Origin of the sequence: Pseudomonas sp. PI1 (assembly GCF_000812405.1) — a bacterium.
GTDB lineage: Bacteria > Pseudomonadota > Gammaproteobacteria > Pseudomonadales > Pseudomonadaceae > Pseudomonas > Pseudomonas citronellolis.
This window is the reverse complement of sequence record NZ_JWMC01000010.1, coordinates 48,642-71,124: the sequence shown is the minus strand read 5'-3', so window position 1 is coordinate 71,124 and position 22,483 is coordinate 48,642. Positions and strand designations below refer to the sequence as shown.

19 protein-coding genes are annotated in these 22,483 nt (G+C 66.9%); 3 read left to right on the top strand and 16 right to left on the bottom strand.

Annotated features, from left to right (window positions below; all coding sequences use genetic code 11):
- Nucleotides 1-41: 41 nt before the first annotated feature.
- From RN02_RS04090 to RN02_RS04055, 8 genes are read right to left on the bottom strand one after another with little or no spacing between them, the layout of a single operon-like run.
- Entirely contained in the window at nucleotides 42-1,718 is a 1,677-nt protein-coding gene (locus tag RN02_RS04090) for an AAA family ATPase (protein WP_043313188.1), read from the bottom strand.
- Nucleotides 1,719-1,724: 6 nt separating this feature from the next.
- On the bottom strand, nucleotides 1,725-2,831 hold the full coding sequence (gene aroB, locus RN02_RS04085; protein WP_043313186.1) for a 3-dehydroquinate synthase: 1,107 nt from the start codon (nucleotides 2,829-2,831) through the stop codon (nucleotides 1,725-1,727).
- A 51-nt stretch (nucleotides 2,832-2,882) separates the two neighbouring features.
- Nucleotides 2,883-3,401, bottom strand: a complete 519-nt coding sequence (gene aroK / locus RN02_RS04080; protein ID WP_024128057.1) for a shikimate kinase AroK — start codon at nucleotides 3,399-3,401, stop codon at nucleotides 2,883-2,885.
- A gap of 8 nt (nucleotides 3,402-3,409) precedes the next feature.
- Nucleotides 3,410-5,497: a type IV pilus secretin PilQ gene (pilQ, locus tag RN02_RS04075; RefSeq protein WP_043313184.1), complete on the bottom strand. Its 2,088-nt coding sequence runs from the start codon at nucleotides 5,495-5,497 to the stop codon at nucleotides 3,410-3,412.
- A 56-nt stretch (nucleotides 5,498-5,553) separates the two neighbouring features.
- Nucleotides 5,554-6,078 carry a type 4a pilus biogenesis lipoprotein PilP gene (gene pilP / locus RN02_RS04070; protein ID WP_043313182.1) on the bottom strand — a complete coding sequence of 175 codons (525 nt, stop codon included), beginning with the start codon at nucleotides 6,076-6,078 and terminating at the stop codon, nucleotides 5,554-5,556.
- Nucleotides 6,075-6,731, bottom strand: coding sequence for a type 4a pilus biogenesis protein PilO (pilO, locus tag RN02_RS04065; RefSeq protein ID WP_009613645.1), 657 nt, complete (start codon nucleotides 6,729-6,731; stop codon nucleotides 6,075-6,077). The genes pilP and pilO overlap by 4 nt, the downstream gene beginning before the upstream one ends.
- Complete coding sequence (pilN, locus tag RN02_RS04060; protein WP_009613648.1) at nucleotides 6,728-7,327, bottom strand: type 4a pilus biogenesis protein PilN; 600 nt, start codon at nucleotides 7,325-7,327, stop codon at nucleotides 6,728-6,730. Before pilN ends, pilO begins: the two co-directional genes overlap by 4 nt.
- Nucleotides 7,327-8,391 carry a pilus assembly protein PilM gene (locus tag RN02_RS04055; RefSeq protein WP_009613650.1) on the bottom strand — a complete coding sequence of 355 codons (1,065 nt, stop codon included), beginning with the start codon at nucleotides 8,389-8,391 and terminating at the stop codon, nucleotides 7,327-7,329. The genes pilN and RN02_RS04055 overlap by 1 nt, the downstream gene beginning before the upstream one ends.
- A gap of 185 nt (nucleotides 8,392-8,576) precedes the next feature.
- Between RN02_RS04055 and RN02_RS04050 the strand changes: the two genes are divergently transcribed.
- The gene (locus tag RN02_RS04050) at nucleotides 8,577-11,009 is read left to right on the top strand and encodes a penicillin-binding protein 1A (RefSeq protein WP_043313181.1); all 2,433 of its coding nucleotides are present in this window, start codon (nucleotides 8,577-8,579) and stop codon (nucleotides 11,007-11,009) included.
- Between the two features lie 493 nt (nucleotides 11,010-11,502).
- Here the strand turns inward: RN02_RS04050 and RN02_RS04045 are convergent, their stop codons facing one another.
- The 8 genes from RN02_RS04045 to tkt form a co-directional block, all read right to left on the bottom strand.
- Nucleotides 11,503-11,994 carry a M48 metallopeptidase family protein gene (locus RN02_RS04045; protein ID WP_043313179.1) on the bottom strand — a complete coding sequence of 164 codons (492 nt, stop codon included), beginning with the start codon at nucleotides 11,992-11,994 and terminating at the stop codon, nucleotides 11,503-11,505.
- Nucleotides 11,995-12,055: 61 nt separating this feature from the next.
- Complete coding sequence (locus RN02_RS04040) at nucleotides 12,056-12,826, bottom strand: class I SAM-dependent methyltransferase (protein ID WP_043313177.1); 771 nt, start codon at nucleotides 12,824-12,826, stop codon at nucleotides 12,056-12,058.
- A gap of 42 nt (nucleotides 12,827-12,868) precedes the next feature.
- Nucleotides 12,869-13,291, bottom strand: coding sequence for a hypothetical protein (locus RN02_RS04035; RefSeq protein WP_043313176.1), 423 nt, complete (start codon nucleotides 13,289-13,291; stop codon nucleotides 12,869-12,871).
- A gap of 71 nt (nucleotides 13,292-13,362) precedes the next feature.
- Nucleotides 13,363-14,427 (bottom strand): class II fructose-bisphosphate aldolase, encoded by a 1,065-nt coding sequence (fba, locus tag RN02_RS04030; RefSeq protein ID WP_043313175.1) that lies wholly within the window; start codon nucleotides 14,425-14,427, stop codon nucleotides 13,363-13,365.
- Between the two features lie 93 nt (nucleotides 14,428-14,520).
- Nucleotides 14,521-14,862, bottom strand: coding sequence for an MliC family protein (locus RN02_RS04025; RefSeq protein WP_043313174.1), 342 nt, complete (start codon nucleotides 14,860-14,862; stop codon nucleotides 14,521-14,523).
- A 104-nt stretch (nucleotides 14,863-14,966) separates the two neighbouring features.
- Nucleotides 14,967-16,130: a phosphoglycerate kinase gene (locus RN02_RS04020; protein ID WP_043313173.1), complete on the bottom strand. Its 1,164-nt coding sequence runs from the start codon at nucleotides 16,128-16,130 to the stop codon at nucleotides 14,967-14,969.
- A gap of 27 nt (nucleotides 16,131-16,157) precedes the next feature.
- On the bottom strand, nucleotides 16,158-17,204 hold the full coding sequence (gene epd / locus RN02_RS04015) for an erythrose-4-phosphate dehydrogenase (protein WP_009613667.1): 1,047 nt from the start codon (nucleotides 17,202-17,204) through the stop codon (nucleotides 16,158-16,160).
- A gap of 111 nt (nucleotides 17,205-17,315) precedes the next feature.
- The gene (gene tkt, locus RN02_RS04010) at nucleotides 17,316-19,313 is read right to left on the bottom strand and encodes a transketolase (RefSeq protein ID WP_043313172.1); all 1,998 of its coding nucleotides are present in this window, start codon (nucleotides 19,311-19,313) and stop codon (nucleotides 17,316-17,318) included.
- A 302-nt stretch (nucleotides 19,314-19,615) separates the two neighbouring features.
- Between tkt and RN02_RS04005 the strand changes: the two genes are divergently transcribed.
- Nucleotides 19,616-20,617, top strand: coding sequence for an ArsR/SmtB family transcription factor (locus RN02_RS04005; RefSeq protein ID WP_043313171.1), 1,002 nt, complete (start codon nucleotides 19,616-19,618; stop codon nucleotides 20,615-20,617).
- Between the two features lie 16 nt (nucleotides 20,618-20,633).
- Entirely contained in the window at nucleotides 20,634-21,824 is a 1,191-nt protein-coding gene (metK, locus tag RN02_RS04000; RefSeq protein WP_009613672.1) for a methionine adenosyltransferase, read from the top strand.
- The last annotated feature ends 659 nt before the right edge of the window (nucleotides 21,825-22,483 follow it).

The window sequence follows — 22,483 nt, the reverse complement described above, 5'->3', positions numbered from 1 at the left end:
CGTGCTTGTGACTGGCGGGTTTTCATTTTTGCGACAGCGCGTCAGCGGGCGCTGGCGATTTCCTGCTGGATGCTGGCGAAGGTGCGCGGCCAGGGTTTGCCGCCCTGGGCCTTGGCCGACAGGCTCTTCACCGCGGCCACGGCGGCGGCGCGGCTGGGGAAGCTGCCGTAGGTCACCACGTAGAAGGGCTTGCCCTGCAGGGTCTTGCGGAAGTAGCGGTACTCGCCGCCGCCCTGCTTGCTGATGTAGGCCTTGGCGCTGGCCTCGGAGCCAGTGCCCAGCACCTGCACAGCATAATTCCCCGCGGGCTGCGAGCGATACCACTGGCTACCGGCACCACCGGCGGCGGCGCTGGCCTTGGCCGGGGCCGCAGGCTTGCTCGGCGCAGCCTTGGCCACGGCCTTGGGTTCTGCCGGCTTGGCCGCGGGCTTGGCGACCGGTTTCACCGGCTCGGCCTTGGCCACCGGTTTGCTGACCGGGGCCGGGGCAGGCGCGGAAACCACCGGCTGCGCCGGAGCGCTCGCCACGCTCGGCGCCGGCGGCACCGGGTTCAGCGGTTGCGGCGCGCTCTTGCCGGCCAGCGGCGCGAGCGGCGGTGCGGAGGTGGTCACGGTCGGCGGCACGCCAGGCGCGGGCATGGCGCCTTCGTCGGCGTCTTCCTGGCCACCGGCCTGGGCCATGGGCTCGCGGATGACCGGCTGGGCCTCGCCCACCAGCGGCAGCGGCACCGGCTGGTTGGAACCGGCGAACTCCACCGAGGGACCGGAGCCCGAGGCCGGCGCCTGGGCGGCGCCCGGCTGCGCGGCGGAACCCATCGGCAACTGCGCGAAAGCCTGGGTGGCGGCGCTATCCGGCTTGCTGGTGCGGCCCTGCATGAACCAGGCGGCGACCACGCCGATGGCGACCACGCCGAGGATCAGCAGATGTTTCTTCGGCAGGCGCAGGCTGGCGCCGGGGGCGGCCTTGCGGGCGCCGCCACGGTCGGCCAGCATCGCCTCGATCAGGGCGTCGCGGGCCACCTGGTTGATCGAACCCGGCCAGCCGCCGGACTGCTCGTGGATGTCGGCCAGCAGGTCGTCGGAAATCAGCTCGGCGCCCTGCCCTGCGCCTTCCAGGCGCTGCGCCAGGTATTCGCGGGTTTCTTCCTCGCTGTAGGGCTGCAGCTCGATGGCGTGGAAGCGCTCCTCGCCCTCGGACAGCGCCTCCAGCCGCGACAGCAGCTCGGGCTCGCCGAACAGGAACACGTGCAGGCGCGCCTCGCTGTTGCCGGCGGCCAGCAACAGCAGCACTTCCAGGGCGCCGTCACGCAGTTGCTCGGCATCGTCCACCAGCAGGTAGACGTCCTGCCCGGTGATCGCCAGCTGGGCGACCTTGGCCAGGATGGCCTCGATGCTCACCTGGGTGATGCCCAGGCCCTGGGCCAGCTGGCGCATCAGGGTGGCTTCGTCGGCCGCCGAGCGGCCGGAGATCACCACGCTGGACACCGCATCCTTGTTGGTGCTGGCCACCAGGGCCTGGCGCAGCAGCGTCTTGCCGCTGCCCAGGGGGCCGGTCACCGCCAGCAGCAGGTGGCTGTAGCGCGCCAGGTGGTGCAGTTGGCCCAGCACCGGCTTGCGCTGTGCCGGGAAGAACTTGAAGCCAGGAACCCGCGGAGCGAAGGGGTCGTGGCTGAACTGGTAGTGGGCCAGGAAGGCCTCATCGGCATGCAAGCTGGACATGGGACCTCAATGTTCTCCTAACTGATCGACCAGGGCCTGGTAATCAGTACGCAGGGTTTCTTCCAGAATCTCACGAGGGAAGTCTGCAGTGACCACCGCATCCCCCAGCCCTTTCAGCAATACGAGGCGCAGACGGCCGTCGAGCACTTTCTTGTCCACCGCCATGTGCTCGAGGAAATCCCCGGCGCTCATTTCCTTCGGCGGCACCACCGGCAGTTTCGCCCGCTGCAGCAGGCGCACGCCACGATCGCGCTCGGCGGCGGTCAGCCAGCCCAACAGATGCGACATCTGCAGTGCCATCACGGTTCCCGCACCCACGGCTTCGCCGTGCAGCCAGACGCCATAGCCCATGTGGGTCTCGATGGCGTGGCCGAAGGTGTGGCCCAGGTTCAGGGTGGCGCGCACCCCGGACTCCCGCTCGTCGGCGCCCACCACGCGGGCCTTGGCCGCGCAGGAACGCTCGATGGCTTCGGCCAGGGCAGCGGAGTCGAGCGCCAGCAGCGCGTCGACGTTGTCTTCCAGCCAGGCGAGGAAAGGTTCGTCGCAGATCAGGCCGTACTTGATCACTTCCGCCAGGCCGGCGGACAGTTCGCGCGCCGGCAGCGTGCGCAGCGAGGCGGCATCGATCACCACCGCCTGCGGCTGGTAGAAGGCGCCGATCATGTTCTTGCCCAGCGGGTGGTTGATCCCGGTCTTGCCGCCCACCGAGGAATCCACCTGGGACAACAGGGTAGTCGGCACCTGGATGAAGTCGACGCCGCGCTGGTAGCAGGCCGCGGCGAAGCCGGTCATGTCGCCGACCACGCCGCCGCCGAGGGCGATCAGGGTGGTCTTGCGGTCATGCCGCGCCTGCAGCAGGGCATCGAAGATCAACTGCAGGGTTTCCCACTGCTTGTACGCCTCGCCATCGGGCAGGACCACGGCGATCTGCGCGTAGTCGGCCAGCGTCTTCTGCAGGCGCGCCAGGTACAGCGGTGCGATGGTCTCGTTGGTGACGATGGCGACCTGCCGCCCACGGATGTGGGGCGCGAAATGGCGCGGATCGTCCAGCAGCCCTTCGCCGATGTGGATCGGGTAGCTGCGGTCGCCGAGATCGACAGTGAGTGTGCGCATGAAGCCCCCAGACAGGAAAGGGCACTAGGATAACGCAGAACCGCGCGCCCTTTAATGGCGCTCCAGCCTGCGCAGGCGATCGAGTATCTCCAGCACCACCAGGCGCGGTGGCCGCTCGTCGGTTTCCACCACCACGTCGGCGATCTCCCGGTACAGCGGATCGCGCAGGGCCATGAGGTCGCGCAGGATCTGCCCCGGGTTGGGCTTCTGCAGCAGCGGCCGGTTCCTGTCGCGGGCGGTGCGGGCGATCTGCTGGTCGACCGAGGCGTGCAGGTAGACCACCTTGCCGCCGGCCTTGAGCGCGGCGCGGTTGGCCTCGCGCAGCACGGCGCCGCCGCCTGTGGCGATCACCACGCCGTCGCCGTCGCAGAGCTCGGCGAGCATGGCGCTTTCCCGCTCACGAAAGCCGGCCTCCCCCTCGACGTCGAAGATCCAGGGGATGTTGGCTCCGCAGCGCTGTTCGATCTCCTTGTCGGAGTCCTTGAAGTCGAGGTGCAGCTCTTTGGCAAGAAGACGCCCGATGGTGCTCTTTCCAGCACCCATCGGGCCTACCAGAATCAGATTGGGCACGGCATTGATCAACGATCGATGGCAATGGCCTGATTATTCATGATCCGGGGAGTGAGGAAAACCAGAAGCTCGTTCTTGGTGTCCGTCACATAGTCGTTCTTGAACAGGCGGCCGACGACCGGTACGTCGCCGAGGAACGGGACCTTGGAGGTGGTCTTGGTCTGGGTGTTGGAGAACACCCCGCCGATGACGATGGTTTCACCGTCGTTGACCAGCACCTTGGCGTTGACCTCGTTCTTCTTGATCGGCGGCACGCCGAGCAGCGCGTTCTGGTAGTCGGGCTCGTCCTTGTTCACCTTGACCTGCATGATGATGCGGTTGTCCGGGGTGATCTGCGGAGTGACCTCCAGGGACAGCGCAGCCTCCTTGAAGGACACCGAGGTGGCGCCGCTGGAGCTGGCTTCCTGGTAGGGAATCTCCGAGCCCTTGAGGATCTTCGCGGTTTCCTTGTCCGAGGTGACCACCTTCGGCTGCGACACCACCTCGCCGTTACCGGTCTTCTCCATGGCGTTGAGCTGCAGGTCCAGGGTGGTGTTGTCGGTGACGAAGCCGATGCCGATGCCGGAGGTCGGGGACGCGGTGCTGACGCCCAGATCGACGAAGGTATTGCTCGTGCTGTTGGCGCCACCGGTGATGTTGAAGTTGCCGCGATTATTCAGCGAACCACCCCACTGCACCCCCAGCTCCTTGGTGTAGTCGACGCTGGCCTCGACGATGCGCGCCTCGATCATCACCTGGCGTACCGGGATGTCCAGCTGCGAGACGATGCGGCGCAGCTCGTCCAGGCGGTCCTGGGTCTGGTAGGCGATGATGGCGTTGGTGCGGTCGTCGACGGTGATGGAGCCACGGTTGTCGGTCCCGGCGGCAGGCTGGGCGCCCGGGCCGGAACTGGTGCCGGTCACGGACTGGAACAGCTTGGCGATGTCGGAGGCCTTGGCGTAGTTCACCTGGATCAGCTCGCGGCGCAGGGGCGCCAGTTCGGCGATCTGCTTCTGCGCTTCCAGCTCCTGGCGCTCGCGCGCGGCGATCTCGTCGGCCGGCGCCACCAGCAGGACGTTGCCGACCTTGCGCTTGTCCAGGCCCTTGGTCTTGAGCACCAGGTCCAGCGCCTGGTCCCAGGGCACGTTCTGCAGGCGCAGGGTGATGTTGCCCTGCACGGTGTCCGAGGCCACCAGGTTCAGGTCGGTGAAGTCGGCGATCAGCTGCAGCACCGAGCGCACGTCGATGTCCTGGAAGTTCAGCGACAGCTTCTCGCCGGTGTAGGCGAAGCTGTCCTTCTTGCGCTTCTCGGCCTCGTTGGCGGTCATCGGCTTGATGCTGACGGTCATGCGGTTGTCGGTCTGGAACACCAGGTAGTCGTACAGGCCGCTGGGCTCGATGACGATGCTGGCCTTGTCGCCGGCAGCCGAGGCGTTGACGAACTGCACCGGGGTGGCGAAGTCCTTCACGTCCAGGCGCACGCGCAGGCTGTCGGGCAGCTGGGTGCGCGGGAAGTCCAGGCGGATCTTGCCGCCCTGCTCCTGGATGTCCGGGCTGACGCTCGGGTCGGACAGGTCGATGACCACGTTGCCCTCGCCCTGCTCGCCGCGCTGGAAGTCGATGTTGCGGATCGCCTTGCCCACCGGCACGTAGGGCTTGGGCTGCGCCGGGCGAGGCGCCGCGGCATAGGCCGGGGCCACGCTCGGCGCGGAGCTGGCCGCCGCGGCGGGCGCGCCGCCACCCTGGCCGACCAGGATGATCAGGTCGTTGCCCTGGGCGCGGGTGGAATACGGCACCAGGGTGGTCAGGTTGATGATCAGGCGGGTGCGGTCCTTGGCCTCGACCACGGTCAGGCTGCGCGCGTTGCCCACGCCCAGCTCGCGGTTCTTGCTGCCCAGCTTGTTCTGCACGCCCGGCAGGTCCAGGGCGATGCGCGCCGGCTGCTCGATGGTGTAGCCACGCGGCGCGGCCACCGGCTCGTCGAAGCCCAGCTTGAGCTCCACGCGATCCCCCGGCAGCGAGGCCACGTCTACGCGCTGCAGGTTGGCGGCGAGCAGGCTCGGCGCGAAAAGGCCGGCCAACAGGGCAAAGCCCAGGCGGGTCATAGTTCTGTTCATCGTCGTCTGTATCCGTCGTGCAGACAGCAGTTTGTTATCCATGGTCATCCCCGCCCTTAGGAGCGCTCCTTGAGAGTCAGGCTGCGCGGACGTTCGAGCCAGCCACCCTCACCATCAGGAACGATCTCGACTACATCGATCTTGCCTTCGCTGATGGAAACGATCTTCCCATCGTTGCGCCCCAGATAATCCCCCACCTTGACCCGGTGCACCCCTCCTGCACCGCGGACCAGGGCGAACGTACCCTCCTGGTTGGACAGTGTCCCCACCATCTCGAAGGTCTCGATGTTGAAACCTTCGAGGAACTGCTTGACCCGCGTTTCGTCGGGCTTGACCACCTTGGAGCCCTTCTGCTTGATCGCCAGGTCGATCTTCACCGGCGGCTGGAACGGGCTGCGCAGGGACGAGGCGTTGTAGGTGAAGGCCTCGTAGGGCTGGAACTTGGGCAGCGGCTCGATGGAGCCTTTGGGCCGCGCACGGACTTCGTCCATGTACGCCTGCAGGTCGGCGAAATCACTGCCCGAACCGCAGCCGTTCAGACTGAGCAACAACAGACCACAGAGCATCAGGCGCTTGTTCATTTCTTCGCCCCCGCCTTGTTGGCCGCCGGCTTGGCCTGCACGCCCTTGTCGTTGTAGCGGTAGGTCTTGGCCACGATGGTCATGCGCAGCTTGGTGGTACTGTCCGCACTCACGGGTTTGATCTCGAAGTCGTGCAGGGTGACGATCCGCGGCAGGCTGGCCACGCCGCTGACGAAGGTCGCCAGGTCGTGGTAGCCGCCGACCACGCTGATCTGTATCGGCAGCTCGATGTAGAACTGCTGGGTGACTTCCGGCAGCAGCTTGATTTCCTCGAACTCCAGGCCGCTGCCCAGGCCGGTGCGGGTGATGTCCTCAAGCAGCCCGGGCACCTCGGTGTCGCTGGGCAGCTGGCGCAGCAGCGCGCCGAAGGACTCTTCCATCTCCTTCATCTGGTTCTTGTAGGCTTCCAGGTTGGCCGCCTGGAAGGCCTTGGTGCCGAACTGCTGCTTGAGCGTCTCTTCCTCGGCCCGGCGCTGGTCCAGCTCGCCTTGCAGGTCCTTGAGGTGGAACTGGTAGCCGAGCACCAGCACCAGCACCATCAGCAGCGCGCCGGCGATCACCTTGGCCGCGGCGGGCCAGGAACCGACGTTGTTGAAGTCCAGCTCGTTGATGTCGATCTTGCGCAGGCTTTGCAGGGAATCGGCCAGACTCATTTCTTGGCTCCTTGCGCGACTGTCTTCTTCTCCTGCTCCTTGACCTTCTCGCCAGGCTGCGTCTGCTGCACGGTGAGCTGGAAGGTGTTGGCCTGATCGACGGCGCCCTGGGTGACCGCCTTGACCTCGGTGAGATTGGGCGAGGTCAGCCAGTCGGAGGCGTCCAGGTTGCGCATCAGGTTGGACACGCGGTTGTTGGACTCGGCGGCGCCGGCGATGGCGATGGTGTGGCCGTTCATCTTCAGGCCGGTGTAGTACACGCCATCGGGCAGGGTGCGCACCAGTTGGTCGAAGACGCGCCCGATGATCGGCCGGTTGCCCTGCAGGTCCTGGATGATCTTCATCCGCTCCAGCAATTGCTGGCGGCGCGTCTTCAGCTCGCTGATCTCCTTGATGCGGGCGTCCAGCACGGCGATTTCCTTGCGCAGGAAGTCGTTGCGCGCGCTCTGGTTCTCGATCGCCGAGCTGAAGTACTGGTCACCGAGGAACACCAGGCCGCCGGAGACCAGCAGCACGCCGCCCAGGGCGACCAGGAAGCGCTGCTTGCGCTCCTCGCGCAGCTGCTCCCGCCATGGCAGTAGGTTGATGCGTGCCATCAGTCGAAACTCCTCATCGCCAGACCGCAGGCAATCATCAGCGCCGGCGCATCACTGGCCAGCGCCCCGGCATTCACCTTGTTGCTCAGCACCATGTCGGCGAAGGGGTTGGCCACCAGCGTCGGGGTGCCGATCTTCTGCTGGATGAGCCGGTCCAGGTCGGGAATGGAAGCCGTGCCGCCGGCGAGCAGGATGTAGTCGACGTCGTTGAACTGGCCAGCGGCGAAGAAGAACTGCAGCGAACGCGAGACCTGCTGCACCACCGCATCCTTGAACGGTTGCAGCACTTCGCTGTCGTAGTCATCCGGAAGACCGCCCTGCTTCTTGGCGAGGCCGGCTTCTTCCACCGACAGGCCATAGCGGCGCTGGATCTCCTCGGTGAGCTGGCGCCCGCCGAACAGCTGTTCGCGGGTATAGATGGTGCGGCCGTGGTGCAAGACGCTGAGGGTGGTCATGGTGGCGCCGATGTCGACCACCGCGACGGTCAGCTCGTCGGCGTTGCCGCCCAGCTGGTCGCCGAGCAGGCCGAAGGCGCGCTCCAGCGCGTAGGCCTCGACGTCCACCACCTTGGCGGTGAGCCCGGCCAGGGCCAGCGCGGCCTCGCGCACCTCGACGTTCTCCTTGCGGCAGGCCGCCAGCAGCACGTCGACGCGCTCGGCGTTGCGCGCGGATACGCCCTGGACCTCGAAGTCGATGGCGACTTCCTCCAGGGGATAGGGAATGTACTGGTCGGCTTCGATCTTGAGCTGGTTCTCCAGCTCGTCTTCGGAAAGCCCGCCGTCCATCTCGATGGTCTTGGTGATGACCGCCGAGCCGGCGACCGCCACGGCAGCCGTCTTCACGCCGGTGCGCGCCTTGGCGACCACCCGCGACAGCGCCTGGCCGACCCCCTCCAGTTCGGCGATGTTCTTCTCGACTACCGAGTTCGGCGGGAGCGGCTCTACGGCGTAGGCCTCTACCTTGTAGCGCCCGCCCGAACGGCTCAACTCGAGGAGTTTGACCGAAGTCGAACTGATGTCGATCCCCAGCAGTGTGTTCGCTTTCTTAGTGAAGAGCCCTAGCACGACTGATTTCCTATCAGCATCCGAGACTTACGGACGATTTATGTTTTTTGACATTAGATACCAGACTTGACACCCGCGCAAATAGCTCGCTGGCAAAAAAACTGCTTATAATGTGATCAGCTTTTCCCTTTTCGCCGCGCCTTTCGCTTAACTCTCTCTTTTCCCTGGAAATCCAAGACCTGCCAATGCGCCTGCTGAAGTTTCTGTGGTGGACTTGCGTCACCCTTTTTTGTGGAGTGCTGCTCGGTTTAAGTGGCGCCTACCTGTACCTGAGCCCCAGCCTGCCTTCGGTCGACGCCCTGCGCAACGTGCAGCTGCAGATTCCGCTGCGGGTTTACAGCAGTGATAACAAATTGATAGCAGAGTTCGGCGAGATGCGCCGCACGCCTATCCGTTTCGCTGACATCCCGCCGGATTTCATTCACGCCCTTCTGTCGGCCGAGGACGACAATTTCGCCAATCATTATGGCGTGGACGTGAAGAGCCTTATGCGCGCTGCCGCGCAATTATTGTCGACCGGCCACATCCAGACCGGCGGCAGCACCATCACCATGCAGGTGGCGAAGAACTACTTCCTGACCAACGAGCGCAGCTTCTCGCGCAAGATCACCGAGATCCTCCTGGCCCTGCAGATCGAGCGCGAGCTGACCAAGGACGAGATCCTCGAGCTGTACGTCAACAAGATCTACCTCGGCAACCGCGCCTACGGCATCGAGGCCGCCGCCCAGGTCTACTACGGCAAGTCGATCAAGGACCTGAGCCTGGCGCAGATGGCGATGATCGCCGGCCTGCCCAAGGCGCCCTCGCGCTACAACCCGCTGGCCAACGTGGCGCGCAGCATGGAGCGGCGCAACTGGATCCTCGAGCGGATGAACAAGCTCGGCTTCATCGACCAGGCCCGCTACCAGGAAGCCGTCGCCGAGCCGGTGGGCGCCTCCTACCACGTGGCGAGCCCGGAACTGGCGGCCCCGTACATCGCCGAGATGGCCCGCGCCGAAATGGTCGGCCGCTACGGCAGCAATGCCTACACCGAGGGCTACCGGGTCTACACCACGGTGCGCAGCGACCTGCAGCAGTACGCCAACGACGCCCTGCGCGAAGGCCTCCAGGAATACGACCAGCGCCACGGCTACCGCGGCCCCGAGGCGCGCATGCCGGGCAAGTCGCTGGATGCCTGGCGCCTGGCGGTGGCCCAGCAGCGCCCGATCGGCGGCCTGGAGCCGGCCATCGTCACCCGCGTGGAGAAGAGCGGCGTGATGGTCGTCACCCGTGACGGCAAGGACGACACCATCAGTTGGGACAACATGAAGTGGGCCCGCCCCTTCCTCAGCAGCAACAGCATGGGCCCGGCGCCGCGCCAGCCCGGCGACGTGCTGCAACCCGGCGACCTGATCCGCGTGCAGCGCAAGGACGACGGCGCCCTGCGCCTGACCCAGGTGCCGGCGGCGCAGAGCGCGCTGGTCTCGCTGAACCCGGACAACGGCGCCATCATGGCCCTGGTCGGCGGCTTCTCCTTCGAGCAGAGCAGCTACAACCGCGCCGTCCAGGCCAAGCGCCAGCCCGGCTCCAGCTTCAAGCCGTTCATCTACAGCTGCGCGCTGGACAACGGCTTCACCGCCGCCAGCCTGGTCAACGATGCGCCCATCGTGTTCGTCGACGAGTACCTGGACAAGGTCTGGCGGCCGAAGAACGACACCAACACCTTCCTCGGCCCCATCCCGCTGCGCGAGGCGCTGTACAAGTCGCGCAACATGGTCTCGATCCGCACCCTGCAGGCCCTGGGCGTGGAGCGCGCGCGCCAGTACATCAGCCGCTTCGGCTTCGATGCCCAGGAACTGCCGCCGAACCTGTCCATGGCCCTGGGCACCGCGAACCTGACGCCCCTGGAGATCGCCGGCGCCTGGAGCACCTTCGCCAACGGCGGCTACAAGATCAGCCCCTACGTGGTCGACCGCATCGAAAGCCGCGACGGCCAGGTGCTGTACCAGGCCAACCCGCCCAGCGTGCCGGTGGAGGACAACCCGCAGGTCGCCGACAAGGAGGCCGCGCAGCCCGTCGCCGCGCCGGCGGAGGACAACGACCCGGCCCATGCCAGGACCACCATCGAGCCGACGCCGGCCGAGCGCATCATCGACGCCCGCACCGCCTACATCATGACCAGCATGCTGCAGGACGTGATCAAGCGCGGCACCGGTCGCCGCGCCCTGGCCCTCAAGCGCGACGACCTGGCGGGCAAGACCGGCACCACCAACGACTCCAAGGACGCCTGGTTCTCCGGCTTCAACGCCGACTACATGACCACCGTGTGGGTCGGCTTCGACCAGCCGGAAAGCCTCGGCCGCCGCGAGTTCGGCGGCAACGTGGCGCTGCCGATCTGGATGCGCTACATGGGCGCGGCGCTCAAGGACAAGCCCTCGCACACGCTGCCCGAGCCCTCCGGCCTGGTCAGCCTGCGCATCGACCCGCTCAGCGGCCGCGCCGCGCCGCCGGGCACGCCGGGCGCCTACTTCGAGCTGTTCAAGAGCGAAGACACCCCGCCGCCCATGAGCGAACTGGGCAGCGGCGCGCCGGGCACGCCGCTGCCGGCCGACGAAGGCGCGCCGATGGATCTGTTCTGATCGCCTGCGCGGGCTTTACGGGAACGCCGTTCTCCTGAGGGGGGACGGCGTTTTTCGTAGGGGGCTCTTTTAGGAGGTCGGTGCTCACCTGGGGCTTCGGTGCTATGGCTTGGCGCCGTTCCCTCTCCCTAACCCTCTCCCTGAAGGGAGAGGGGACCGTGCCGTGTGAAGCGTTAGTTCGACGCTCGCCGGAAATAGCGGACTTGCGGGGTGACTCAGAACTAACCGGCAGCACCGTACGGCTCCCTCTCCCTTCAGGGAGAGGGCTGGGGAGAGGGTGCGAAGGTGAGCCAGTACACCGAAGCCGCAGGTGATCCACCTTACGTCCGCGACGATTTTTCCCCCAAATGGGAAAAAATTCCGAAAAGACTGATGGCAATATGCCAAATCTTTTGATTACTCTCCGGGTGCGGCGGGGGAAGGCTCCTGCGCGGTCGAACCCCATCCGATCGCCGGGAGCTTCCCGCGGCAACCCAGTCTAGGCGCCGGAAGTTCAGTCCAGTTCGCGCCAGGTCAGGTAGACGCGCAGGTCGAATTCCAGCTGGTGGTAGCCCGGCAGCATGTATTCGCAGAGCTGGTAGAAGGCCTTGTTGTGGTCGCGCTCGCGCAGGTGCGCCAGTTCGTGCACCAGGATCATCCTGAGAAATTCCGGCGCCGCATCCTTGAACAGCGAGGCCACGCGGATTTCCTTCTTCGCCTTCAGCTTGCCGCCCTGCACCCGCGAGATCGCGGTGTTCAGCCCCAGGGCGCGCTGCACCACGTCCAGCTTGCTGTCGTAGAGCACCTTGTCCACCGCCGGCGCGTTGCGCATGTGCTCCTGCTTGAGCTGCATGGCGTAGGCGTACAGCGCCTTGTCGCTCTGCACCTCGTGGCGCCCGGGGTAGCGGCGCTGCAGGTACTCGCCCAGGCGATCCTCGGCGATCAACTGGCGGACCTGGTCCTGCAGCTGTTGCGGGTAGGCCTGGAGGTAGCGGAGCGGTTGCATGAAGGTCGGTTCGCGGTGACGAGGCGCGCAGTCTAGCCGATCCGCGCGCCCCTTCGCAGGCTCAGTCCAGCACCACCGCCGAATAGGCCTCGGTGCGGTAGGGGAAGGCCACCTCGGCCTGGCCCTTGAGCGCCGGGTGGGTGGCGATCAGTTCCTGCAGGCGCTGCTCGACCCGTGCCTTCTGTTCCGCCGGCAGCGCGGCGATGAAGCTGATCGACAGTGTCCGCGCCACTATCACCTGCTCCGGCGGGCCGACGTGGCGGTAGCTGAACTCGCGCAGCTGCAGCGGGCCGAAGGGCGCGCCGGCGAAGGCCCGGCGCCATTCGCCGGTGTGGAAGCGCGGGGTGCTGCCCTCGTAGGGCGCGACTATGTGGGTCAGTTCGGCTACCCAGTCCACCCGCTCGTCGCGCACGTTCCACACCAGCCCCAGGTGGCCGCGCGGGCGCAGCACGCGATGGATCTCGCGCAGCGCCTCGGGCTTGGCGAACCAGTGGAAGGCCTGGGCGCAGAGCACCGCGTCCAGGCTGGCGTCGGCCAGCGGCATGCCCTGGGCGGTGCCTTCCAGCACACGCACGTCGGGCAGCTCCTCGTGCAGGCGTTCGCGCATGGCCGCCACCGGCTCGATGGCGGTCACTTCGGCGCCGGTGCGCAGCAGCAGGCGGGTGAACTTGCCGGTGCCGGCGCCGAGGTCGGCCACCTTGCTGCCGGCCTTGATGCCGAGGCTGCCGTCGAGCCAGCCGAGCAGCTCGTCGGGGTATTCGGGGCGCCCGTGGGCGTAGGTCTGGGCTTCCTGGCCGAAGCCCTGCTGGGCGCTGGCGTGGACGCTATCCATGAACGGCTCTCCTGTACGGTGTCGCCCTCCGGTATAGCACACTCAGCGCAGCCGGCAGGCCTTGCCTTCCAGGTAGTCGCGGTAGCAGGCGAGCAGCCTGGCCTCGCTGATCCGGCAGCGCTTCTGCCGGCACTGGCTGTGGAACTCGAAGCGCCCGCCGTCGGGCTCGGCCAGTTGGATGCGCAGCGCCGGCCAGCCCTTGTTCGGCGCCTTCTCCGGGGTGCTCAGCAGGCGGCCTTCGCTGACCACCAGCGGTGCGCCGGCCTCGGCGTAGTCGAAGACGAACAGCAGCGAGCGCGAGGTCTTCAGCGTGCACTCGGTGTGGCTCAGGCAGTTCTGCGCGTCCACCGGCAGGTCGACCGCCGGCGCTCGCAGCGCGGGGGCTGCGGCGGGCGCGGGCGCACCGGGCGGCTGCGCGGCGCAACCGGCGAGCAGGAGCATCAGCAGGGGAACGAGCCAACGCATGGCAGCCTCTGTGTCTGGCATGGATACGAAAGAGCCCCGCCGGGGCGGGGCTCTTCAGGGGCGGGGCCGGATCAGTTGATCTTCGGCTCCAGTTCGCCCTTGGCGTAGCGCTGGAACATGGCTTCCAGGGAGATCGGCTTGATCTTGGAGGCGTGGCCGGCGGTGCCGAAGGCTTCGTAGCGGGCGATGCACACGTCGCGCATGGCTTCGATGGTCTTGGCGAAGTACTTGCGCGGGTCGAACTCGCTCTTGTTCTGCGCCAGGAAGCGACGGATGGCGCCGGTGGAGGCCAGGCGCAGGTCGGTGTCGATGTTCACCTTGCGCACGCCGTACTTGATGCCTTCGACGATTTCTTCTACCGGAACGCCGTAGGTTTCCGGGATTTCGCCGCCGAACTCGTTGATGATCGCCAGCCAGTCCTGCGGTACCGAAGAGGAGCCGTGCATCACCAGGTGGGTGCTCGGGATGCGCGCGTGGATCGCCTTGATGCGGTCGATGGCGAGGATGTCGCCGGTCGGCGGCTTGGTGAACTTGTAGGCGCCGTGGCTGGTGCCGATGGCGATGGCCAGGGCATCGACCTTGGTTTTCTTGACGAAGTCGGCGGCTTCTTCCGGGTCGGTCAGCAGCTGGCTGTGGTCCAGCACGCCTTCGGCGCCGACGCCGTCTTCCTCGCCGGCCATGCCGGTTTCCAGGGAGCCCAGGCAGCCCAGCTCACCTTCCACGGAGACGCCGCAGGCATGGGCGAAGGCCACGGTCTGCTGGGTCACGCGGACGTTGTATTCGTAGTCGGCCGGGGTCTTGCCGTCTTCCTTCAGCGAGCCGTCCATCATCACCGAGCTGAAGCCCAGTTGGATGGAACGCTGGCACACGTCGGGGCTGGTGCCGTGGTCCTGGTGCATGCACACCGGGATGTGCGGGAATTCCTCGATGGCCGCCAGGATCAGGTGACGCAGGAAGGGCGCGCCGGCGTATTTGCGGGCGCCGGCCGAAGCCTGCACGATCACCGGGGAATCGGTCTTGTCGGCCGCTTCCATGATGGCGCGCATCTGCTCGAGGTTGTTGACGTTGAAAGCCGGGACGCCGTAGCCGAACTCGGCGGCGTGGTCCAGCATTTGGCGCATGCTGATGAGTGCCATGTTTTCACTTCTCCCAGGAAGTTGGGCTCGTTCTATGGTTCGACAGCCTGCCGCAGGGGCAGGCCGCATTCAAGTCTGTTGCGCCGCGCGGTGCTAGCGTGCGCGGCAGCCGCGGCCGATCAGGTCGTTGCTTTCCACCCAGTAGATCAGCCCCTGCTCGCCGGTGATGCTGAAACCGACCAGTCCGTCACTATAGAAAGCACCGGACCCGCCGGGTTCCTCCTCCAGGTGATGGACGACGTCGTCCTCGCCCAGGCGCAGGTCCACCACCGACGAGCGGGTGCCCTCGACGTAGCGCCAGATCACCACGGCGCCGCTGTCGCAGGTCCAGTGGCTCCAGCCGCCTTTGGCGGTGCCGGCGCCGCTTCCCGCGGGGTGGCTGGAGCAACCGGCCAGCAGGGCGCCCAGGGCCAGGGCGGCGAGGTAACGCTTCATCGGGCAATTCTCCCTCTCACGGCGATGCCGTATGTCCATTCAGCCCCGCGCCGCCCCGGCGCCCCGGTTCAGGGGCATTCACCGGGGGTCGGACGCCGCCAGGCTCACTGCTTGGCGCGCTGCTCCAGCACTTCCACGGCCGGCAGGACCTTGCCTTCGACGAACTCGAGGAAGGCACCGCCACCGGTGGAAATGTAGGAGATCCGCTCGGCCACGCCATACTTGTCGATGGCCGCCAGGGTGTCGCCGCCGCCGGCGATGGAGAACGCCGGGCTCTCGGCGATGGCCAGGGCCAGGGTCCTGGTGCCTTCGCCGAACTGGTCGAACTCGAAGACGCCCACCGGGCCGTTCCACAGGATGGTCTTCGACGACTTCAGCAGCTCGGCGAACTGCGCGGCGGTCTGCGGGCCGATGTCGAGGATCATGTCGTCGTCGGCGACGTCGGCGATGGCCTTGACGGTGGCGGCGGCGCTTTCGGCGAACTCCTTGGCCACCACGACGTCGACCGGCAGCGGCACGCTGACCTTGGCCGCGATGGCCTTGGCGGTGTCGACCAGGTCGGCCTCGTACAGCGACTTGCCGACCTTGTAGCCGGCCGCGGCGAGGAAGGTGTTGGCGATGCCGCCGCCGACGATCAGCTGGTCGCAGATCTGCGCCAGGCTGTTGAGCACGTCGAGCTTGGTGGAGACCTTGGAGCCGGCGACGATGGCCGCCATCGGCCGGGCCGGGTTGCCCAGGGCCGTGCCCAGGGCGTCCAGCTCGGCGGCCAGCAGCGGGCCGGCCGCGGCGACCTTGGCGAACTTGGCCACGCCGTGGGTCGAGCCCTCGGCGCGGTGGGCGGTGCCGAAGGCGTCCATGACGAAGACGTCGCACAGCGCGGCGTACTTCTGCGCCAGCTCGTCGGCGTTCTTCTTCTCGCCCTTGTTGAAGCGCACGTTCTCGAACAGCACCAGCTCGCCCGGCTTGACCTCGACGCCGTCGAGGTAGTCGCGCACCAGCGGCACGTCGCGGCCCAGGGCCTTGCTCAGGTAGTCGGCGACCGGCTTGAGGCTGTTCTCCTCGGAGAACTCGCCCTCGGTGGGGCGGCCCAGGTGCGAGCAGACCATCACCGCCGCGCCCTTCTCCAGGGCCAGCTTGATGGTGGGCAGCGAGGCCAGGATGCGGGCGTCGCTCTTCACCACGCCGTCCTTCACCGGCACGTTGAGGTCCTCGCGGATCAGCACGCGCTTACCTTGGAGGTCGAGGTCGGTCATCTTCAAAACGGTCATGACATCAGTCCTGTCTGGGCTGGTTGTTTAACGTTCGCTGGCGGCGACCCGCAGGAAGTGCCCCGCGGTGTCGAGCATGCGGTTGGCGAAGCCCCACTCGTTATCGAACCAGGCCAGCAGGTTCACCAGGCGCGGCCCGGAAACGCGGGTCTGGCTGCCGTCGACGATCGCCGAGTGCGGGTCGTGGTTGAAGTCGCAACTGGCGTGGGGCAGCTCGGTGTAGTCCAGCAGGCCCTTGAGCGGCCCGCTGCCGGCGGCCTCGCGCAGCACCCTGTTGATTTCCGCGGCGGAAGTGTCGCGGGAAACCTGCAGGGTGATGTCCAGGGCCGAGACGTTCACCGTCGGCACCCGGATGGCTTTGGCCTGGATTCGCCCGGCAAGTTCCGGGAGCAGGCGCTCGATGCCCCGCGCCAGCCCCGTCGACACCGGGATCACCGACTGGAAGGCCGAGCGCGTGCGGCGCAGGTCCTCGTGGTGGTAGGCGTCGATCACCGGCTGGTCGTTCATCGCCGAGTGGATGGTGGTGATCGAGACATACTCGATGCCCACGGCCTCGTTCAGCAGCTTGAGCAGCGGCACGCTGCAGTTGGTGGTGCAGGAGGCGTTGGAGACCAGCTTCTCGGCGCCGGACAGCTGTTGCTGGTTGATGCCGAAGACCACGGTGGCGTCGACGTCGGCCTCGCTGGCCATGGGCTGGGAGAACAGTACCCGCGGCGCGCCGGCGGCGAGGAAGCGCTGGCCATCGGCGCGGCTGTGGTAGACGCCGGAGCACTCCAGCACCAGGTCGATGTCCAGCGCCGCCCAGTCGATGGCCTCGGGCTCGGCCTGGCGCAGCACCTTCACGCAGTCGCCGCCGACGTGCAGGCAGCCGTCGGCCACGCTCACCTCGCCGGGGAAGCGGCCGTGGGTGGAGTCGAAGCGGGTCAGGTATTCCAGGCTCGGCAGGTCGGCCAGGTCGTTCAGCGCGACGATGGAAAAGCCGGCCTTCGCGCCGCGCTCGTGCAGGGCGCGGAACACGCAGCGGCCGATGCGGCCGTAGCCATTGAGGGCGACACGGTAAGGGCGTTTGGGCATAAGCCTTCGGAAGCCGAAAGCTGGAAGCTGGAAGCTGGAAGCCGAGAGCAAAAGCAGCCAGGGGCATGCTTGCGCTTCAAGCTTCCAGCTTCAGGCTTCCAGCTATCAGGCTCAGTCCTCCAACAATTCCTGGGCAGTGGAGAGAACGTTTTCGACGGTAAAGCCGAAGTGCTCGAACAGCGCCGGCGCCGGGGCCGACTCGCCGAAGGTGGTCATGCCGATCACGCGGCCTTCCAGGCCCACGTACTTGTACCAGTAGTCGGCGTGGGCGGCCTCGATGGCGATGCGCGCGCCGACCTGCACCGGCAGCACGGCCTGCTTGTAGCCGGCGTCCTGCTGCTCGAAGACGCTGGTGGAGGGCATGGAGACCACGCGCACCTTGCGGCCTTCGGCGCTGAGCTTGTCGTAGGCCTGCACGGCCAGGCCGACTTCCGAGCCGGTGGCGATCAGGATCAGTTCCGGCTCGCCGGCGCAGTCCTTGAGCACGTAGCCGCCGCGGGCGACGTTGGCCAGCTGCTCGGCGTCGCGCGCCTGGTGCGGCAGGTTCTGGCGGCTGAAGATCAGCGCCGAGGGGCCGTCGTTGCGCTCGATGGCGTACTTCCAGGCCACCGCGGACTCGACTGCGTCGGCCGGGCGCCAGGTGTCCAGGTTCGGCGTCAGGCGCAGGCTGGCCAGTTGCTCGATGGGCTGGTGGGTCGGGCCGTCCTCGCCCAGGCCGATGGAGTCGTGGGTGAACACGTAGAGCACGCGCTGCTTCATCAGGGCGGACATGCGCACCGCGTTGCGGGCGTATTCCATGAAGATCAGGAAGGTCGCGCCGTAGGGGATGAAGCCGCCGTGCAGGGCCACGCCGTTCATGATGGCGCTCATGCCGAACTCGCGCACGCCGTAGAACACGTAGTTGCCCGAGGCGTCACTGGGGGTCACGCCCTTGCAGCCCTTCCACAGGGTCAGGTTGGAGCCGGCCAGGTCGGCGGAGCCGCCGAGCAGTTCCGGCAGCAGCGGGCCGAAGGCGTTCAGCGCGTTCTGGCTGGCCTTGCGGCTGGCGATGGTCTCGCCCTTGGCGGCGACTTCGGCGACGTAGGCCGCGGCCTGCTCGGCGAAGTCGGCCGGCAGCTCGCCCTTGACGCGGCGCTGGAACTCGGCGGCCAGTTCCGGGTGCGCGGCCTGGTAGGCGGCGAAGCGCTGGTTCCACTCGGCCTCGCGGGCGGCGCCGGCTTCCTTGGCGTCCCACTCGGCGTAGATCTCGGCGGGGACTTCGAACGGGCCGTGGTTCCAGCCCAGGGCGGCGCGGGTGGCGACGATCTCGTCATTGCCCAGCGGCGCGCCGTGGCACTCTTCCTTGCCCTGCTTGTTCGGCGAGCCGAAGCCGATCACGGTCTTGCAGCAGATCAGCGTCGGGGCGTCGCTCTTGCGCGCGGTCTCGATGGCGGTCTTGATCTCGTCGGCGTCGTGGCCGTCGACGTTGCGGATCACCTGCCAGCCGTAGGCTTCGAAGCGCTTCGGGGTGTCGTCGGTGAACCAGCCGTGGACCTCGCCGTCGATGGAGATGCCGTTGTCGTCGTAGAAGGCGATCAGTTTGTTCAGGCGCAGGGTGCCGGCCAGGGAGGCGACCTCGTGGGAGATGCCTTCCATCATGCAGCCATCGCCGAGGAAGGCGTAGGTGTAGTGGTCGACGATGCCATGGCCTTCGCGGTTGAACTGCGCGGCCAGCACCTTCTCCGCCAGGGCCATGCCCACGGCGTTGGCGATGCCCTGGCCGAGCGGGCCGGTGGTGGTCTCCACGCCCGCGGTGTAGCCGTACTCCGGGTGGCCCGGGGTGCGCGAGTTGAGCTGGCGGAAGTTCTTCAGGTCCTCGATGCCCAGGTCGTAGCCGGTCAGGTGCAGCAGCGAGTAGATCAGCATCGAGCCGTGGCCGTTGGACAGCACGAAGCGGTCGCGGTCGGCCCACTGCGGGTTGCCCGGGTTGTGCTTGAGGTAGTCGCGCCAGAGCACTTCGGCGATGTCCGCCATCCCCATGGGGGCGCCTGGGTGGCCGCTGTTGGCTTTCTGCACGGCATCCATGCTCAGTGCGCGGATGGCATTGGCTCGCTCACGACGGCTGGGCATCGCTGAATCTCCTGCGGGGGCTGCTTCGATTGATCGAAGGGATGAAAAAAGGCGGTCATTTTCGCCCAGCCGGCCATCGCGGGGCAATGACAATCGGGCCGCAGGCTACAGGCGGCAGGTTTCTGACGCGAGCCGCCTTTGGCAGGAGCGAGCCTGCTCGCGAACGAGCGCCGTGCCAGGCCGGTTCGCGAGCAAGCTCGCTCCTGCAGCCCTGGCGTTGCCGCTACCTTCCGTCTCCAATATCAAAACTTTTTGATACAGCCGTTGCCACCATCCTCCCGGGGCTCTAGACTCCGCCCCCTATGAGCCTGCGCATGCCCCTGATCCGCCACGATGCCTGCGACGAGCTGGCCGCGCTGTGCAAGGCCGGCGGCGACCCGCTGCGGCTGAACGTGCTGCGGGTGCTGGCCAACGACTCGTTCGGCGTGCTGGAGCTGGCGCAGATCTTCGCCATCCGCCAGTCGGGCATGAGCCACCACCTGAAGGTGCTGGCCCAGGCCGGCCTGGTGGCGACGCGCCGCGAAGGCAACGCGATCTTCTACCGCCGCGCCCTGCCCCAGGCCGACAGCCTCGGCGGCAAGCTGCACGGGGCGCTGCTGGCGGAAGTGGACGAGCTGGCGCTGCCGCCCGAGGTGGACGCCCGCGTCGCCGCGGTGCATGCCCAGCGCGCGGCGGTGAGCCGCGACTACTTCGCCCGCAGCGCGGAGAAGTTCCAGGCCACGCAGGACCTGATCGCGGGGCTGCCGCAATACCGTGAAAGTGTTCTGGCGCTGCTCGACGCACTGAGCTTCGCCCCCGGCGCCACGGCGCTGGAAGTCGGCCCCGGCGACGGCGGGTTCCTCCCCGAGCTGGCCCGGCGTTTCGCGCGGGTGACCGCGCTGGACAACAGCGTGGCCATGCTCGACCTGGCCCGCCGGCGCTGCCTGGAGGCAGGGCTGACGAACGTGCGGCTGGACCTGGCCGACGCCCTGCAGGACGCCGCCGAACCGGCCGACTGCGTGGTGCTGAACATGGTGCTGCACCATTTCGCGGCGCCCGCCGAGGCCCTGCGCCAGTTGGCGCGCCTGGTGAAGCCGGGCGGCAGCCTGCTGGTGACCGAACTGTGCAGCCACGACCAGAGCTGGGCCCGCGAAGCCTGCGGGGACCTCTGGCTGGGGTTCGAACAGGAAGACCTGGCCCTTTGGGCCGATGCCGCGGGGCTCGCCCCCGGCGAGAGCTTGTACATTGGTTTACGTAATGGCTTTCAGATCCAGGTGCGGCATTTCGCCAAGCCGGATTCGCGAAGCGTCCTCACCCACCGGTAAAGACAGGAACCGTTAGATGAGCGAATACTCGATTTTCACCTCCGAATCCGTATCCGAAGGCCATCCGGACAAGATCGCCGACCAGATCTCCGACGCGGTGCTGGACGCCATCATCGCCAAGGACAAGTACGCCCGCGTGGCCTGCGAGACCCTGGTGAAGACAGGCGTCGCCATCATCGCCGGCGAAGTCACCACCTCGGCCTGGGTCGACCTCGAAGACCTGGTGCGCAAGGTCATCATCGACATCGGCTACAACAGCTCCGACGTCGGCTTCGACGGCGCCACCTGCGGCGTGCTGAACATCATCGGCAAGCAGTCGGTGGACATCAACCAGGGCGTCGACCGCGCCAAGCCCGAGGACCAGGGCGCCGGCGACCAGGGCCTGATGTTCGGCTACGCCAGCAACGAGACCGACGTACTGATGCCGGCGCCGATCTGCTTCTCCCACCGCCTGGTCGAGCGCCAGGCCGAAGCGCGCAAGTCCGGCCTGCTGCCGTGGCTGCGCCCGGACGCCAAGAGCCAGGTCACCTGCCGCTACGAAGGCGGCAAGGTGGTGGGCATCGACGCCATCGTGCTGTCCACCCAGCACAACCCGGAAGTCTCCTACGCCGACCTGCGCGAAGGCGTGATGGAACTGATCATCAAGCACGTGCTGCCGGCCGAGCTGCTGCACAAGGACACCCAGTTCCACATCAACCCGACCGGCAACTTCGTCATCGGCGGGCCGGTGGGCGACTGCGGCCTGACCGGGCGCAAGATCATCGTCGACTCCTACGGCGGCATGGCCCGCCACGGCGGCGGCGCCTTCTCCGGCAAGGACCCGTCCAAGGTCGACCGCAGCGCCGCCTACGCCGGCCGCTACGTGGCCAAGAACATCGTTGCAGCGGGCCTGGCCGAGCGTTGCGAGATCCAGGTGTCCTACGCCATCGGCGTGGCCCAGCCGACCTCCATCTCGGTGAACACCTTCGGTACCGGCAAGATCAGCGACGAGAAGATCGTCCAGCTGGTTCGCGAGCACTTCGACCTGCGTCCGTACGCGATCACCAAGATGCTCGACCTGCTGCACCCGATGTACCAGCCCACTGCGGCCTACGGTCACTTCGGCCGCAATCCGTATGAGCTGACCTACGGTGACGATACCTTCACCGCCTTCACCTGGGAGCGCACCGACAAGGCCGCCGCCCTACGTGATGCGGCTGGCCTGTAAGGTCCGTCCGACGGAATAGCCCTGCTCCAGCGGGCCGTTCATGGTAAGAAAGAATGCCGTTTCTCTATCTGGGGGAAACGGCATTTTTCGTATGGGGTGGGCCATGGCTTCGCGCGCGCATCCTGTCCTTCGCTCCGACCTCGATCCCATCGCGGACAGAGTCTCCTACCGCATGAGCGAGCATGGCTTTTCGTAGGATGGTGTTGAGCGAAGCGATACCCATCAGCGCAACCGCATGGGTTTCGCAGGCTCAACCCATCCTACGTAAAGCAGCTCGGCGCAGTCGGTGAGACAGTTGCTCCTACGACCGAGTCTCCCTGACACCCATGATCGCTCACCTGGCGTACAGCCGAGTCCGTAGGATGGCGTTGAGCGAAGCGATACCCATCAGCGCAACCGCATGGGTTTCACAGGCTCACCCCATCCTACGTAAAGCAGCTCGGCGCAGTCGGTGAGACAGTTGCTCCTACGATTCAGGGAAGCTTGGGCGTAGGAGCGGACTCTGTCCGCGATTGGATTCACCGTTTGGCGTGAAGTGAAATCACGACGGTCCCTGAATCCTGTTCGCGATGGCGCCGCATCCCGGAAGCCTCCCACACTCCACCCGGCCCCTTCGCGGCGGCGGCGCACCTAGTCTGGAACCCCCTCCAGGCGCAAGG

Excerpts from the sequence above, each read along its gene's own strand:
- pilO (WP_009613645.1), bottom strand. The coding sequence starts at position 6,731 with ATGAGTCTGGCCGATTCCCTGCAAAGCCTGCGCAAGATCGACATCAAC.
- pilP (WP_043313182.1), bottom strand. The coding sequence starts at position 6,078 with ATGAACAAGCGCCTGATGCTCTGTGGTCTGTTGTTGCTCAGTCTGAAC.
- RN02_RS04040 (WP_043313177.1), bottom strand. The coding sequence starts at position 12,826 with ATGGATAGCGTCCACGCCAGCGCCCAGCAGGGCTTCGGCCAGGAAGCC.
- RN02_RS04045 (WP_043313179.1), bottom strand. The coding sequence starts at position 11,994 with ATGCAACCGCTCCGCTACCTCCAGGCCTACCCGCAACAGCTGCAGGAC.
- RN02_RS04025 (WP_043313174.1), bottom strand. The coding sequence starts at position 14,862 with ATGAAGCGTTACCTCGCCGCCCTGGCCCTGGGCGCCCTGCTGGCCGGT.
- tkt (WP_043313172.1), bottom strand. The coding sequence starts at position 19,313 with ATGCCCAGCCGTCGTGAGCGAGCCAATGCCATCCGCGCACTGAGCATG.
- aroB (WP_043313186.1), bottom strand. The coding sequence starts at position 2,831 with ATGCGCACACTCACTGTCGATCTCGGCGACCGCAGCTACCCGATCCAC.
- RN02_RS04090 (WP_043313188.1), bottom strand. The coding sequence starts at position 1,718 with ATGTCCAGCTTGCATGCCGATGAGGCCTTCCTGGCCCACTACCAGTTC.
- fba (WP_043313175.1), bottom strand. The coding sequence starts at position 14,427 with ATGGCACTCATCAGCATGCGCCAAATGCTGGACCACGCCGCCGAGTTC.
- pilQ (WP_043313184.1), bottom strand. The coding sequence starts at position 5,497 with ATGAACAGAACTATGACCCGCCTGGGCTTTGCCCTGTTGGCCGGCCTT.
- RN02_RS04035 (WP_043313176.1), bottom strand. The coding sequence starts at position 13,291 with ATGCGTTGGCTCGTTCCCCTGCTGATGCTCCTGCTCGCCGGTTGCGCC.
- pilN (WP_009613648.1), bottom strand. The coding sequence starts at position 7,327 with ATGGCACGCATCAACCTACTGCCATGGCGGGAGCAGCTGCGCGAGGAG.
- RN02_RS04020 (WP_043313173.1), bottom strand. The coding sequence starts at position 16,130 with ATGACCGTTTTGAAGATGACCGACCTCGACCTCCAAGGTAAGCGCGTG.
- epd (WP_009613667.1), bottom strand. The coding sequence starts at position 17,204 with ATGCCCAAACGCCCTTACCGTGTCGCCCTCAATGGCTACGGCCGCATC.
- metK (WP_009613672.1), top strand. The coding sequence starts at position 20,634 with ATGAGCGAATACTCGATTTTCACCTCCGAATCCGTATCCGAAGGCCAT.
- RN02_RS04005 (WP_043313171.1), top strand. The coding sequence starts at position 19,616 with ATGAGCCTGCGCATGCCCCTGATCCGCCACGATGCCTGCGACGAGCTG.
- RN02_RS04050 (WP_043313181.1), top strand. The coding sequence starts at position 8,577 with ATGCGCCTGCTGAAGTTTCTGTGGTGGACTTGCGTCACCCTTTTTTGT.